Genomic DNA, 13,853 nt, shown 5'->3' on the forward strand with positions numbered 1-13,853 from the left:
CGCTCTCGATTCGCGTCACGTGTTATTCGGTTTCCAGATCGATATCGATGCCGAGGGAACGAATTTCTTTGATCAACACGTTGAAAGACTCGGGCATGCCCGGCTCCATACGGTGATCGCCGTCCACGATGTTTTTGTACATCTTGGTACGACCGTTCACATCGTCCGACTTCACTGTGAGCATTTCTTGCAGAGTGTATGCGGCACCGTATGCTTCCAGTGCCCAGACCTCCATCTCCCCGAAACGCTGACCACCGAACTGAGCCTTACCACCCAGCGGCTGCTGGGTAACCAGGCTGTAAGAACCGGTAGAACGAGCGTGCATCTTATCGTCTACCAAGTGGTTCAGCTTCAGCATGTACATGTAGCCAACAGTAACCGGGCGCTCAAACTTGTTGCCGGTACGGCCGTCGAATAGCTGCATCTGGCCGCTTTCCGGCAGGTCAGCCAGTTTCAGCATGGCCTTGATTTCGCTTTCCTTGGCACCGTCGAACACCGGGGTAGCCATTGGAACGCCGCCGCGCAGGTTCTTCGCCAGATCCAGGATTTCCTGGTCGGAGAAGGTGTCCAGCTCTTCGTTGCGACCGCCGATCTCGTTGTAGATCTCATGCAGGAACTTGCGCAGGTCTGCGACCTTGCGCTGCTCTTCGATCATACGGTTGATCTTCTCGCCCAGACCTTTGGCCGCGAGGCCCAGGTGGGTTTCAAGGATCTGACCAACGTTCATACGCGAAGGTACGCCCAACGGGTTGAGGACGACGTCGACCGGGGTGCCATTGGCATCGTGCGGCATGTCTTCAACCGGCATGATCACGGAGACCACACCCTTGTTACCGTGACGACCAGCCATCTTGTCGCCCGGCTGGATGCGGCGACGGATTGCCAGGTAAACCTTGACGATTTTCAGCACGCCTGGAGCCAGGTCATCGCCCTGCTGCAGTTTGCGCTTCTTGTCTTCGAACTTGTCGTCCAGCAGACGACGACGATCAACGATGTAGGCCTGGGCCTTCTCGAGCTGCTCGTTCAGAGCATCTTCAGCCATGCGCAGTTTGAACCACTGGCCGTGCTCAAGACCGTCGAGTACTTCGTCGGTGATGTCCTGACCTTTCTTCAGACCTGCGCCGCCTTCGGCCTTGTGGCCTACCAGAGCGGAACGCAGACGTTCGAAAGTCGCGCCTTCAACGATACGGAACTCTTCGTTCAGATCCTTGCGGATCTCGTCGAGTTGAGTCTTCTCGATGGACAGTGCACGAGCATCACGCTCAACGCCGTCACGGGTGAAGACCTGTACGTCGATGACGGTGCCCTTGGTACCGGTAGGTACACGCAGGGAAGTGTCTTTAACGTCGCTGGCTTTTTCACCGAAAATGGCACGCAACAGCTTCTCTTCCGGTGTCAGTTGGGTCTCGCCTTTCGGAGTGACCTTACCCACCAGAATGTCGCCTGCGCCAACTTCAGCACCTACGTAAACGATACCGGCTTCGTCCAGTTTATTCAGTGCAGCTTCACCCACGTTCGGGATGTCTGCAGTGATTTCCTCTGGGCCAAGCTTGGTGTCACGCGCCACACAGGTCAGTTCCTGAATGTGGATCGTGGTGAAGCGGTCTTCCTGAACAACACGCTCGGACAGGCAGATGGAGTCTTCGAAGTTGAAGCCGTTCCATGCCATGAACGCGATGCGCATGTTCTGACCCAGTGCCAGTTCACCCATGTCGGTGGACGGGCCGTCGGCCATGATGTCGCTGCGCTGAACGCGATCACCTTTGCGCACCAGCGGACGCTGGTTGATGCAGGTGTTCTGGTTCGAGCGGGTGTATTTGGTCAGGTTGTAGATGTCGACACCGGCTTCGCCAGTTTCAACTTCGTCATCGGCAACACGAACCACGATACGGCTGGCATCAACAGAGTCGATCACGCCGCCACGACGAGCCACGACGCAAACGCCGGAGTCACGCGCTACGTTACGCTCCATGCCGGTACCTACCAGCGGCTTGTCAGCACGCAGAGTCGGTACAGCCTGACGCTGCATGTTGGAACCCATCAACGCACGGTTGGCGTCATCGTGTTCCAGGAACGGGATCAGCGACGCTGCAACAGAAACTACCTGCTTGGGCGAAACGTCCATCAAGGTGACGTCTTCCGGCGCCTTAACGGTGAACTCGTTCAAGTGACGAACCGCTACCAGCTCGTCGGTCAGGACTTTCTTGTCGTTCATCGTGGCCGAAGCCTGAGCGATCACGTGATCAGCTTCTTCGATGGCGGACAGGAACACGATCTCGTCGGTGACCAGAGCGTCTTTCACCACACGGTACGGGCTCTCGAGGAAGCCGTACTGGTTGGTGCGCGCATAAGCGGCCAGCGAGTTGATCAGACCGATGTTCGGGCCTTCCGGCGTTTCGATCGGGCAAACACGACCGTAGTGCGTCGGGTGAACGTCACGCACTTCAAAGCCTGCACGCTCACGGGTCAGACCGCCCGGGCCCAGTGCAGAAACACGGCGTTTGTGGGTGATCTCGGAAAGCGGGTTGTTCTGGTCCATGAACTGCGAGAGCTGGCTGGAACCGAAGAACTCTTTCACCGCTGCAGCCACTGGCTTGGCGTTGATCAGGTCTTGCGGCATCAGGCCTTCGCTTTCGGCCATCGACAGACGCTCTTTGACCGCACGCTCAACACGTACCAAGCCAACGCGGAACTGGTTTTCGGCCATTTCGCCGACACAGCGAACACGACGGTTACCCAGGTGGTCGATGTCATCGACAATGCCTTTGCCGTTACGGATGTCGACCAGGGTCTTCAATACGGCAACGATGTCTTCCTTGCACAACACGCCCGAACCTTCGATCTCGGTACGCCCGATACGACGGTTGAACTTCATCCGGCCGACCGCAGACAGGTCATAGCGCTCAGGACTGAAGAACAGGTTGTTGAACAGGGTCTCGGCAGCGTCTTTGGTAGGTGGCTCGCCAGGACGCATCATGCGATAGATCTCGACCAGCGCTTCCAATTGGTTGCTGGTGGAGTCGATCTTCAGGGTGTCGGAGACGAAAGGACCGCAGTCGATGTCGTTGGTGTACAGGGTCTCGATGCGAACAACCTGGGCCTTGGCGATTTTTGCCAGGATCTCGGTGTTCAGCTCGGTGTTGCACTCGGCCAGGATTTCGCCTGTAGCCGGGTGAACAATAACCTTGGCGGTAGTGCGACCCAGGACGTAGTCAAGAGGCACGTCCAGCGAGGTAATACCGGCTTTTTCGATCTGGTTGATGTGGCGCGCAGTAATACGACGGCCAGCCTCAACAATGACCTTGCCCTTCTCGTCCTGGATATCCAGAACGGCAATCTCACCACGCAGGCGCGAAGGCACCAGTTCCAGGCTGAGGGTTTCATCCTTCAGGCTGAATACGTTGGTGGTATAGAAAGCGTCCAGTACCTGTTCGGTGGTGTAGCCGAGCGCGCGCAGCAGTACCGAGGCCGGCAGCTTGCGACGACGGTCGATACGCACGAACACGCAGTCTTTCGGGTCGAACTCGAAGTCCAACCACGAACCGCGGTACGGAATGATCCGCGCGGAGTACAGGAGTTTGCCGGAGCTGTGCGTCTTACCGCGGTCGTGGTCAAAGAACACGCCCGGGGAACGGTGCAGCTGGGAAACGATTACGCGCTCGGTACCGTTGATAACGAAGGTACCGTTCTCGGTCATCAATGGGATTTCGCCCATGTAGACTTCTTGCTCTTTGATGTCCTTGATCGCTTTGTTCGACGACTCTTTGTCGAAAATGATCAGACGGACTTTTACCCGCAAAGGTACGGCGTACGTTACGCCACGCAACACGCATTCTTTGACATCAAATGCCGGTTCGCCCAGGCGATAACCGACGTACTCCAGCGCAGCATTGCCGGAGTAGCTGATGATCGGGAAAACGGATTTGAAGGCCGCATGCAGGCCCACGTCGCGGAACTGATCTTTGGTCGCTCCCGCCTGCAAGAATTCACGATACGAATCCAGCTGGATAGCCAGAAGGTACGGGACATCCATGACGTCCGGCAACTTGCTAAAGTCCTTGCGGATACGTTTTTTCTCAGTATATGAGTAAGCCATCAGCGTTCCCCAGCTTGGTCACCTGCTTGTTTGGCCCCTCCGACGGGAGCAGCCAGAAAATCTTGCAAACCCCATGGTTTGCACCACCGCTTCGGGTGGCTACAGCGCGTTAATGGCGGCGACCGAGTCGACAGCCAAGAACGGAAAAAGGCCGGTGGCAAGAGCCACCAGCCATCAGCCTTAAGCTTGACGCTTGGGCTGGAGACGCAAGGTCGATGCTTACTTCAGCTCGACTTTAGCGCCTGCTTCTTCCAGAGTTGCCTTGGCTTTGTCGCCGGCATCTTTGGTCACTGCTTCCAGAACCATGGCAGGAGCGCCGTCAACTACAGCCTTGGCTTCTTTCAGGCCCAGACCGGTCAGTTCACGTACTGCCTTGATCACGTTTACTTTCTTCTCGCCAGCTTCCAGCAGCATGACGTTGAATTCGGTTTGCTCTTCAACAACGGCAGCAGCAGCAGCTGGACCGGCGGAAGCAGCGGCAGCGGAAACGCCGAATTTTTCTTCGAAAGCTTTGATCAGCTCAACAACCTGCAGAACCGACATTTCAGCTACGGCGTTGAGGATATCGTCTTGGGAGATAGACATTGCTGTATTTCCTGAATTGGGGGACGGCCTACGCGGCCATCGAAATAAACAAAAATACGCGAGAGAAGTGACTCAGCCTTAGGCTGCGGCAGCTTCTTTTTGCTCGCGAACTGCAGCCAGGGTACGAGCCAGCTTGCTGGTAGCGCCTTGAATCACGCTCATCAGCTGCGAAATGGCTTCGTCGCGGGTCGGCAGTGTTGCCAGTACGTCGATTTGGTTAGCTGCGAGGAACTTGCCCTCGAACGCAGCTGCCTTGATCTCGAACTTATCCTGACTCTTGGCGAATTCCTTGAACAAACGGGCAGCAGCGCCTGGATGGTCCTTGGAGAACGCGATCAGAGTCGGGCCGGTGAACACGTCGTTGAGAACACTGTATTCAGTGTCAGCAACGGCGCGCTTGAGCAGGGTGTTACGTACAACACGTACGTATACGCCAGCTTCACGAGCCTCTTTACGGAGTCCGGTCATAGCGCCTACTGTCACACCACGGGCATCAGCCACGACAGCGGACAGAGCAGCTTTGGCAGCCTCGTTGACTTCAGCGACGATGGCCTTCTTGTCTTCGAGATTAATTGCCACGGGTTTAACTCCTGCTTGTTACCGTTTCATCTGGCCGGAGCCGGATGTCGTTTTGGTGTCTGATTCGGTAAGGAACCGGGAGCACCATCTGCGTAGGCTTGTTGGTTTAAGACTTGCGTCGCCTACGGTCTTGGATAGCCCCCGCCAGGCAGGGACCCCAATCTTTCAATTGGCGCAATCACTTGCGCCAACCTGTGTCTTATACGTCCAGCGAGCCTTGGTCGATGACCAGACCTGGGCCCATAGTGGTGCTCAGGGTAACGCGCTTGACGTAGATGCCTTTCGAGGAAGCTGGCTTGATACGCTTGAGATCAGCGATCAGCGCTTCAACGTTTTCCTTCAGCTTGACGGCGTCAAAGCCGACTTTGCCAACGGAGGTGTGAATGATGCCGTTTTTGTCGGTGCGATAACGAACCTGACCAGCCTTGGCGTTTTTAACAGCGGTGGCTACGTCTGGAGTTACGGTGCCGACTTTAGGGTTAGGCATCAGGCCGCGCGGACCCAGGATCTGACCCAACTGACCTACAACGCGCATTGCATCCGGGGAAGCAATAACTACGTCGTAGTTCAGGTCGCCGCCTTTCATTTCGGCAGCCAGGTCGTCCATGCCAACGCGATCTGCGCCGGCGGCCAGAGCAGCTTCAGCTGCCGGGCCTTGGGTGAAGACAGCTACACGTACAGTCTTGCCAGTACCGTGTGGCAGCACAGTAGCGCTACGAACGACCTGGTCGGATTTACGCGGGTCAACACCCAGGTTTACAGCAACGTCAACCGACTCGCTGAACTTGACAGTCGACAGCTCGGTCAGCAGGGCAGCAGCGTCTACAAAGTTGTAGGCCTTGCCTGCTTCGATTTTGCCGGCGATAGCCTTTTGGCGCTTGGTCAGCTTAGCCATTACACACCCTCCACGTTAAGGCCCATGCTACGAGCAGAACCGGCGATGGTACGCACGGCTGCATCCATATCAGCTGCAGTCAGATCCGCGTTTTTGGTTTTCGCGATTTCTTCCAGCTGAGCACGGGTAACAGTGCCAACCTTAACGGTGTTAGGACGAGCGGAACCGCTAGTCAGACCAGCAGCTTTCTTCAACAGAACCGAAGCCGGGGTCGACTTGGTTTCGAAAGTGAAGCTACGGTCGCTGTATACAGTAATGATCACTGGAGTCGGCAGACCTGGCTCAAGACCCTGAGTACGGGCGTTGAAAGCCTTGCAGAATTCCATGATGTTCACGCCGTGCTGACCCAGAGCTGGGCCGACGGGTGGACTAGGGTTGGCCTGAGCGGCCTTCACTTGCAGCTTGATGTAAGCGGTAATCTTCTTGGCCATGAGGCACTCCAATTACGGGTTCGAACGCCTCGAAAGGCTCCCCGGTTACTTGCGCGTTTATCCCAGTGACGACAAAACCCCACAGCCTAAGACTGCGGGGTTGGGATGCTTTGCCAGCTAGACCTTTTCGACCTGGCTGAACTCCAACTCCACTGGAGTGGAGCGACCGAAAATGAGCACTGCCACCTGGACACGACTCTTTTCGTAGTTAACTTCTTCGACAGTACCGTTGAAATCAGCGAACGGACCATCTGTGACACGAACAACCTCACCCGGTTCGAACAAGGTCTTCGGCTTGGGCTTGTCGCTGCCATCAGCAACACGACGCAGAATCGCTTCCGCCTCTTTGTCGGTGATCGGAGCAGGCTTATCAGCAGTACCGCCAATGAAGCCCATCACACGAGGAGTGTCCTTGACCAAGTGCCAAGTACCTTCATTCATGTCCATCTGAACCAGCACGTAGCCAGGGAAGAACTTGCGCTCACTCTTGCGCTTCTGACCATTCCGCATTTCAACCACTTCTTCAGTGGGAACGAGAATTTCGCCAAAGCCATCTTCCATGCCTGCGAGCTTTACGCGCTCCAGCAAAGAGCGCATCACATGCTTCTCGTAACCCGAATAAGCATGCACAACGTACCAACGCTTAGCCACGGGACACCCTTAGCCAACAATCAAGGAAACAAGCCAACCGAGCAGGGAATCAAGCCCCCACAACAGCAACGCCATAACCAGAACAACAGCCACGACAATCAATGTGGTCTGCGTGGTTTCTTGGCGAGTCGGCCAAACGACTTTACGAATTTCTGTGCGAGCTTCCTTCACCAATACTGCGAAAGACTTACCCTTTGCGGTCTGCAGACCGACAAATGCAGCTACAGCAGCCAGGGCGAGCAAAGCGAGTACGCGGTACAGGATCGGCGAAGCAGAATAGTACTGATTGCCAACAACGCCTACGACCACCAAAGCGACAACAACAAGCCACTTGACCAGATCGAAACGAGAGCTTTGAGCTTCAGCCTTAGGAGTCATCTATGAAGATCCTGTGAAAAGAAAGCCAGACACATTACGTGAATCTGGCAGGTCAGGAGGGAATCGAACCCCCAACCTACGGTTTTGGAGACCGTCGCTCTGCCAATTGAGCTACTGACCTAAAACAAAATCAGGCCGACCATTATGCAGGCCTGAAAAAGACTTTACAACAACCAACCCCACGAGACTTGAATCCACCCAGCCTTTAAAGCCAGAAGCAACACAACCAAGCCGAGGCAGCCGTTAAAACAAAGGCAGATATTTTCATATCTGCCTTGTTATATGGAGCTCTTGAGCGGATTTGAACCGCTGACCTCACCCTTACCAAGGGTGTGCTCTACCAACTGAGCTACAAGAGCAAAACACCTTGCACAACCTGCAAATCTGGAGCGGGTAGCGGGAATCGAACCCGCATCATCAGCTTGGAAGGCTGAGGTTCTACCACTAAACTATACCCGCGGAGCTTGCAGCTCACGCTAAAAATGGTGGAGGGGGAAGGATTCGAACCTTCGAAGTCGTAGACGTCAGATTTACAGTCTGATCCCTTTGGCCGCTCGGGAACCCCTCCTAAGCGAGCCGGCATTTTACATTAGGCCGGCCTTCTGTCAAGCATTTTCTCATTTAAAAATATGAGGTTAGCTGCGTTGACGTGTTTCGCACTGAAGCTCTTAAAAGCTCTTCACTGCGAAGCGGGCGCCATTCTATGCAAACTATTCGCGAGTTGCAATGCCTTCGCACAGCATTATTTTATGTTTTAACTCGTTGAATTCCTTAGCAAGGTTTTCAAAGGGTAGATCGTTAGCCAGGCGCCGACTTTCGGGGGCGATTCTAAGCCAGTAACCCGAAGCATCAGTCGTACTTAGCAGTTGAATCCTGACCTTTATATCCAGACTGATCAGTCGCTGCTCAAGGGCCTGTGCCTGACGCTTGTCAGTGAAACCACCGATGTACATACATGTATTTTGCACTTCTGGCAGTTTTGCTCTATCCGCGCGCGCAGTAGCATCAGCCGACTCGCTCAAAAGGCGAATGTCCTGCTGTGTGCCCCGATACAAACTCAGCGGAGTGACGTCCTTGGCACGCAGCGGCGCCTCTTGCTGATGCCATATGTAATAAAAAATGTTGAGAACGAGCAAAAGCAAAAACAGCCAACGCATAATCACCTCAAGATAAAGGGCATGCCATTGCCAACCCGACGAATACAAGGTCAGGAACCAACCGGGCTTGTGGAACCGCGTCAGCCACCAGATTCGCATCCCCACCCGTCAGGAAGACCGTAAAGTCATCCCCCCAATAGTGACGGGCCAGCTCAAGCTGGGTCAGCACAAACCCTCGGAGCATCAGAGTACACCCGCGCTCGACAGCCTCGACGGTTGTTCGACCAGGATGAAGACATTCAAGGGCTTTTTCGGCCGCCGCATCGTCGTAACGTATCTTGCGGGTATGGGTGCGTAACTGGTTGCGCATCAGCGGCATGCCAGGACAAATGAATCCGCCCAAGTGCTCGCCATCGGCCGTAACGAAATCTGCAGTTGCGGCGGTTCCGAAATCGAGTACAAGGCATGCGCCCGTAGCCAGCCTATATCCGCCAAGCACCGCCAGCCAGCGATCAAGCCCAAGACGCTCGTAATCTTCGTAGCCATTGCGCACCCCGGCCATCTCCCTGGAGGAAGCCGCACAGCACACAACAACTCCAAATGCCTCCTCCAACGTCGCGACCAACTTGTTGGTTTCCTCTAACGCGCGGACGCTCACAAGCCGGCAGCGCGTAAGGAGCAGGCCCGGAAGGGCCAACAGACTGTCAATCAGTGCGCTATCTGAGCTTACAATGCCCTCCGCACAGGCACTCGCGCTACCCGAACTGATCACGCGCCACTTGATAAAGCTATTCCCACAGTCGAGCTCAAGAATCATCACGCAACCTCAGGCTTAACTCACCGCCACTGTATATTTTTTCGACACCATCAACATCCAGACGCAAAGCACCCTGACGATCCACTCCCAAAACAACACCATCTATGTGGTTGATACCGGCAATAAGAGACACCGCCTTACCTTGCCACAGGTGATTCAGCTCCCACTCCTCCTGAAGCTCCGAAAAGCCGGAGGCCCTGTGTCGCTCGAGGTAGCTGTTTAGATGACGACTCAGTTGCGCGGCCAAGTGATTACGATTAATGGCAACACCCGTCTGCAATTGCACCGATGTCCATTCCTGATCAACATCGTCGGCCTTCTGCATGTTGACATTGATACCAATGCCCAAGACAACGTGACAGATGTCAGCGGGATCGCCCACCAACTCCAGCAAGATACCGGCAATTTTCTTCTGCCCGACTAGAACGTCGTTCGGCCATTTCAGGGCAGCACCTTGCACCCCCGATTCTCGCAAGGCATGCATTACAGCTAACCCGACAACCAGGCTCAACCCCTCCAGTTGCCGCAACCCACCTTCGATGCGCAACACGAGGCTGTAATAGATGTTCTGCGCAAATGGGCTCACCCACTTGCGGCCGCGCCTGCCTCTACCCGCTGTCTGCTGCTCCGACAGCACGATAAATGGAGGTTCCATACCCGCATTGACAAGGCGAAGGGCCTCGGCGTTGGTAGAGTCGATTGAATCGAAAACCTGAACTGCCCATGACAGAGGAGCCGTATTCAGCACGATCTCTTCAGCATTCAGGAACACCAGCGGCGAGGCCAACTGATATCCGCGGCCGCGGACCTTATGGATGGGTAAATTCAGCTCCGCCTCAAGATTCTGCAGCTGCTTCCAGACAGCACTGCGACTAATCCCCAAGGCAGCGCCAAGCGATTCTCCCGAGTGGAATCGACCATCTTTTAGAAGTTTCAACAACGTCAGCATGCAAGTATCGCCTCACAAAGAGGCACGCATGATAGCCATGCGCAGAGTCATTGCATAGAAAGGCCGAACACTGGCACTGAGAATGGCAGCAGAGGCATCATTAGACTTTCCAACCGCCCAAAACAAAACCCCATCTGCTTTCGCAAATGGGGTTTCGGAATTTAATCTTGACGATGACCTACTCTCACATGGGGAAACCCCACACTACCATCGGCGATGCATCGTTTCACTACTGAGTTCGGGATGGGATCAGGTGGTTCCAATGCTCTATGGTCGTCAAGAAATTCGGGTACTGAGTCGCGGCCAGATGGCCTCGCTTCAGCAAATTGGGTATGTGACAGCTGTCGGTGTTTTGTGAGCGTCGAACTTTCGGTTCATCTCGTCTTCACACACCGCAATCTGATGCTTCTACTTGTTTCCAAGTCAGGAGTAGTCAAATTGCTTGGGTGTTATATGGTCAAGCCTCACGGGCAATTAGTATTGGTTAGCTCAACGCCTCACAGCGCTTACACACCCAACCTATCAACGTCGTAGTCTTCGACGGCCCTTCAGGGAACTCAAGGTTCCAGTGAGATCTCATCTTGAGGCTAGTTTCCCGCTTAGATGCTTTCAGCGGTTATCTATTCCGAACATAGCTACCCGGCAATGCCACTGGCGTGACAACCGGAACACCAGAGGTTCGTCCACTCCGGTCCTCTCGTACTAGGAGCAGCCCCTCTCAAATCTCAAACGTCCACGGCAGATAGGGACCGAACTGTCTCACGACGTTCTAAACCCAGCTCGCGTACCACTTTAAATGGCGAACAGCCATACCCTTGGGACCGGCTTCAGCCCCAGGATGTGATGAGCCGACATCGAGGTGCCAAACACCGCCGTCGATATGAACTCTTGGGCGGTATCAGCCTGTTATCCCCGGAGTACCTTTTATCCGTTGAGCGATGGCCCTTCCATACAGAACCACCGGATCACTAAGACCTACTTTCGTACCTGCTCGACGTGTCTGTCTCGCAGTCAAGCGCGCTTTTGCCTTTATACTCTACGACCGATTTCCGACCGGTCTGAGCGCACCTTCGTACTCCTCCGTTACTCTTTAGGAGGAGACCGCCCCAGTCAAACTACCCACCATACACTGTCCTCGATCCGGATAACGGACCTGAGTTAGAACCTCAAAGTTGCCAGGGTGGTATTTCAAGGTTGGCTCCACGCAGACTGGCGTCCACGCTTCAAAGCCTCCCACCTATCCTACACAAGCAAATTCAAAGTCCAGTGCAAAGCTATAGTAAAGGTTCACGGGGTCTTTCCGTCTAGCCGCGGATACACTGCATCTTCACAGCGATTTCAATTTCACTGAGTCTCGGGTGGAGACAGCGCCGCCATCGTTACGCCATTCGTGCAGGTCGGAACTTACCCGACAAGGAATTTCGCTACCTTAGGACCGTTATAGTTACGGCCGCCGTTTACCGGGGCTTCGATCAAGAGCTTCGCGTTAGCTAACCCCATCAATTAACCTTCCGGCACCGGGCAGGCGTCACACCCTATACGTCCACTTTCGTGTTTGCAGAGTGCTGTGTTTTTAATAAACAGTCGCAGCGGCCTGGTATCTTCGACCGGCATGAGCTTACGGAGCAAGTCCTTCACCCTCACCGGCGCACCTTCTCCCGAAGTTACGGTGCCATTTTGCCTAGTTCCTTCACCCGAGTTCTCTCAAGCGCCTTGGTATTCTCTACCCAACCACCTGTGTCGGTTTGGGGTACGGTTCCTGGTTACCTGAAGCTTAGAAGCTTTTCTTGGAAGCATGGCATCAACCACTTCGTGTTCTAAAAGAACACTCGTCATCAGCTCTCGGCCTTAAGATCCCGGATTTACCTAAGATCTCAGCCTACCACCTTAAACTTGGACAACCAACGCCAAGCTGGCCTAGCCTTCTCCGTCCCTCCATCGCAATAACCAGAAGTACAGGAATATTAACCTGTTTTCCATCGACTACGCTTTTCAGCCTCGCCTTAGGGACCGACTAACCCTGCGTCGATTAACGTTGCGCAGGAAACCTTGGTCTTTCGGCGTGGGTGTTTTTCACACCCATTGTCGTTACTCATGTCAGCATTCGCACTTCTGATACCTCCAGCAAGCTTCTCAACTCACCTTCACAGGCTTACAGAACGCTCCTCTACCGCATCACTTACGTGATACCCGTAGCTTCGGTGTATGGTTTGAGCCCCGTTACATCTTCCGCGCAGGCCGACTCGACTAGTGAGCTATTACGCTTTCTTTAAAGGGTGGCTGCTTCTAAGCCAACCTCCTAGCTGTCTAAGCCTTCCCACATCGTTTCCCACTTAACCATAACTTTGGGACCTTAGCTGACGGTCTGGGTTGTTTCCCTTTTCACGACGGACGTTAGCACCCGCCGTGTGTCTCCCATGCTCGGCACTTGTAGGTATTCGGAGTTTGCATCGGTTTGGTAAGTCGGGATGACCCCCTAGCCGAAACAGTGCTCTACCCCCTACAGTGATACATGAGGCGCTACCTAAATAGCTTTCGAGGAGAACCAGCTATCTCCGAGCTTGATTAGCCTTTCACTCCGATCCACAGGTCATCCGCTAACTTTTCAACGGTAGTCGGTTCGGTCCTCCAGTTAGTGTTACCCAACCTTCAACCTGCCCATGGATAGATCGCCCGGTTTCGGGTCTATTCCCAGCGACTAGACGCCCTATTAAGACTCGCTTTCGCTACGCCTCCCCTATTCGGTTAAGCTCGCCACTGAAAATAAGTCGCTGACCCATTATACAAAAGGTACGCAGTCACCCAACAAAGTGGGCTCCCACTGCTTGTACGCATACGGTTTCAGGATCTATTTCACTCCCCTCTCCGGGGTTCTTTTCGCCTTTCCCTCACGGTACTAGTTCACTATCGGTCAGTCAGTAGTATTTAGCCTTGGAGGATGGTCCCCCCATATTCAGACAAAGTTTCTCGTGCTCCGTCCTACTCGATTTCATGACCAAGAGATTTTCGCGTACAGGGCTATCACCCACTATGGCCGCACTTTCCAGAGCGTTCCGCTAATCTCAAAGCCACTTAAGGGCTAGTCCCCGTTCGCTCGCCACTACTAAGGGAATCTCGGTTGATTTCTTTTCCTCAGGGTACTTAGATGTTTCAGTTCCCCTGGTTCGCCTCTTACGCCTATGTATTCAGCGTAAGATAACCATCTTATGATGGCTGGGTTCCCCCATTCAGACATCTCCGGATCAAAGTCTGTTTGCCGACTCCCCGAAGCTTTTCGCAGGCTACCACGTCTTTCATCGCCTCTGACTGCCAAGGCATCCACCGTATGCGCTTCTTCACTTGACCATATAACCCCAAGCAATCTGGTTATACTGT

The 13,853-nt window shown here is 54.3% G+C and carries 10 protein-coding genes, 4 tRNA genes and 2 rRNA genes; all 16 read right to left on the bottom strand.

The genetic code is table 11. From position 1 onward, the window contains the following. Positions 1-22: 22 nt before the first annotated feature. Positions 23-4,096, bottom strand: coding sequence for a DNA-directed RNA polymerase subunit beta (gene rpoB / locus RHM60_RS13425; RefSeq protein ID WP_057010369.1), 4,074 nt, complete (start codon positions 4,094-4,096; stop codon positions 23-25). Between the two features lie 219 nt (positions 4,097-4,315). Then, positions 4,316-4,681: a 50S ribosomal protein L7/L12 gene (gene rplL, locus RHM60_RS13430; protein WP_053138313.1), complete on the bottom strand. Its 366-nt coding sequence runs from the start codon at positions 4,679-4,681 to the stop codon at positions 4,316-4,318. 78 nt (positions 4,682-4,759) lie between these two features. Continuing rightward, positions 4,760-5,260, bottom strand: coding sequence for a 50S ribosomal protein L10 (gene rplJ / locus RHM60_RS13435; protein ID WP_003232405.1), 501 nt, complete (start codon positions 5,258-5,260; stop codon positions 4,760-4,762). A 199-nt stretch (positions 5,261-5,459) separates the two neighbouring features. After that, positions 5,460-6,155 carry a 50S ribosomal protein L1 gene (gene rplA, locus RHM60_RS13440; protein WP_003232403.1) on the bottom strand — a complete coding sequence of 232 codons (696 nt, stop codon included), beginning with the start codon at positions 6,153-6,155 and terminating at the stop codon, positions 5,460-5,462. Beyond that, positions 6,155-6,586: a 50S ribosomal protein L11 gene (gene rplK, locus RHM60_RS13445; RefSeq protein ID WP_003176435.1), complete on the bottom strand. Its 432-nt coding sequence runs from the start codon at positions 6,584-6,586 to the stop codon at positions 6,155-6,157. Before rplK ends, rplA begins: the two co-directional genes overlap by 1 nt. A 117-nt stretch (positions 6,587-6,703) precedes the next feature. After that, complete coding sequence (gene nusG, locus RHM60_RS13450; protein ID WP_003232401.1) at positions 6,704-7,237, bottom strand: transcription termination/antitermination protein NusG; 534 nt, start codon at positions 7,235-7,237, stop codon at positions 6,704-6,706. A gap of 9 nt (positions 7,238-7,246) precedes the next feature. Continuing rightward, positions 7,247-7,615 carry a preprotein translocase subunit SecE gene (gene secE, locus RHM60_RS13455; protein ID WP_003232399.1) on the bottom strand — a complete coding sequence of 123 codons (369 nt, stop codon included), beginning with the start codon at positions 7,613-7,615 and terminating at the stop codon, positions 7,247-7,249. Positions 7,616-7,660: 45 nt separating this feature from the next. Next, positions 7,661-7,736, bottom strand: a tRNA-Trp gene (locus RHM60_RS13460). A gap of 162 nt (positions 7,737-7,898) precedes the next feature. After that, positions 7,899-7,974 (bottom strand) — tRNA-Thr (locus tag RHM60_RS13465). Positions 7,975-8,000: 26 nt separating this feature from the next. Next, positions 8,001-8,074 (bottom strand) — tRNA-Gly (locus RHM60_RS13470). A 24-nt stretch (positions 8,075-8,098) separates the two neighbouring features. Continuing rightward, positions 8,099-8,183, bottom strand: a tRNA-Tyr gene (locus RHM60_RS13475). A gap of 142 nt (positions 8,184-8,325) precedes the next feature. Next, positions 8,326-8,772, bottom strand: a complete 447-nt coding sequence (locus RHM60_RS13480; protein ID WP_322212042.1) for a hypothetical protein — start codon at positions 8,770-8,772, stop codon at positions 8,326-8,328. 7 nt (positions 8,773-8,779) lie between these two features. Continuing rightward, the gene (locus RHM60_RS13485) at positions 8,780-9,529 is read right to left on the bottom strand and encodes a pantothenate kinase (RefSeq protein ID WP_209985415.1); all 750 of its coding nucleotides are present in this window, start codon (positions 9,527-9,529) and stop codon (positions 8,780-8,782) included. After that, positions 9,519-10,478: a bifunctional biotin--[acetyl-CoA-carboxylase] ligase/biotin operon repressor BirA gene (gene birA, locus RHM60_RS13490; RefSeq protein WP_322212043.1), complete on the bottom strand. Its 960-nt coding sequence runs from the start codon at positions 10,476-10,478 to the stop codon at positions 9,519-9,521. The genes RHM60_RS13485 and birA overlap by 11 nt, the downstream gene beginning before the upstream one ends. 165 nt (positions 10,479-10,643) lie before the next feature. Then, positions 10,644-10,759 (bottom strand): 5S ribosomal RNA (gene rrf, locus RHM60_RS13495). Between the two features lie 172 nt (positions 10,760-10,931). Further along, a 23S ribosomal RNA gene (locus RHM60_RS13500) occupies positions 10,932-13,823 on the bottom strand. Positions 13,824-13,853 lie beyond the last annotated feature (30 nt).

The sequence above is a fragment of the Pseudomonas sp. MH9.3 genome (assembly GCF_034354675.1).
GTDB lineage: Bacteria > Pseudomonadota > Gammaproteobacteria > Pseudomonadales > Pseudomonadaceae > Aquipseudomonas.

Bases quoted from the DNA above. Each gene is read 5' to 3' on its own strand.
- rpoB (WP_057010369.1), bottom strand. From the start codon at position 4,096: ATGGCTTACTCATATACTGAGAAAAAACGTATCCGCAAGGACTTTAGC.
- rplL (WP_053138313.1), bottom strand. From the start codon at position 4,681: ATGTCTATCTCCCAAGACGATATCCTCAACGCCGTAGCTGAAATGTCG.
- rplA (WP_003232403.1), bottom strand. From the start codon at position 6,155: ATGGCTAAGCTGACCAAGCGCCAAAAGGCTATCGCCGGCAAAATCGAA.
- rplK (WP_003176435.1), bottom strand. From the start codon at position 6,586: ATGGCCAAGAAGATTACCGCTTACATCAAGCTGCAAGTGAAGGCCGCT.
- secE (WP_003232399.1), bottom strand. From the start codon at position 7,615: ATGACTCCTAAGGCTGAAGCTCAAAGCTCTCGTTTCGATCTGGTCAAG.
- RHM60_RS13480 (WP_322212042.1), bottom strand. From the start codon at position 8,772: ATGCGTTGGCTGTTTTTGCTTTTGCTCGTTCTCAACATTTTTTATTAC.
- RHM60_RS13485 (WP_209985415.1), bottom strand. From the start codon at position 9,529: ATGATTCTTGAGCTCGACTGTGGGAATAGCTTTATCAAGTGGCGCGTG.
- birA (WP_322212043.1), bottom strand. From the start codon at position 10,478: ATGCTGACGTTGTTGAAACTTCTAAAAGATGGTCGATTCCACTCGGGA.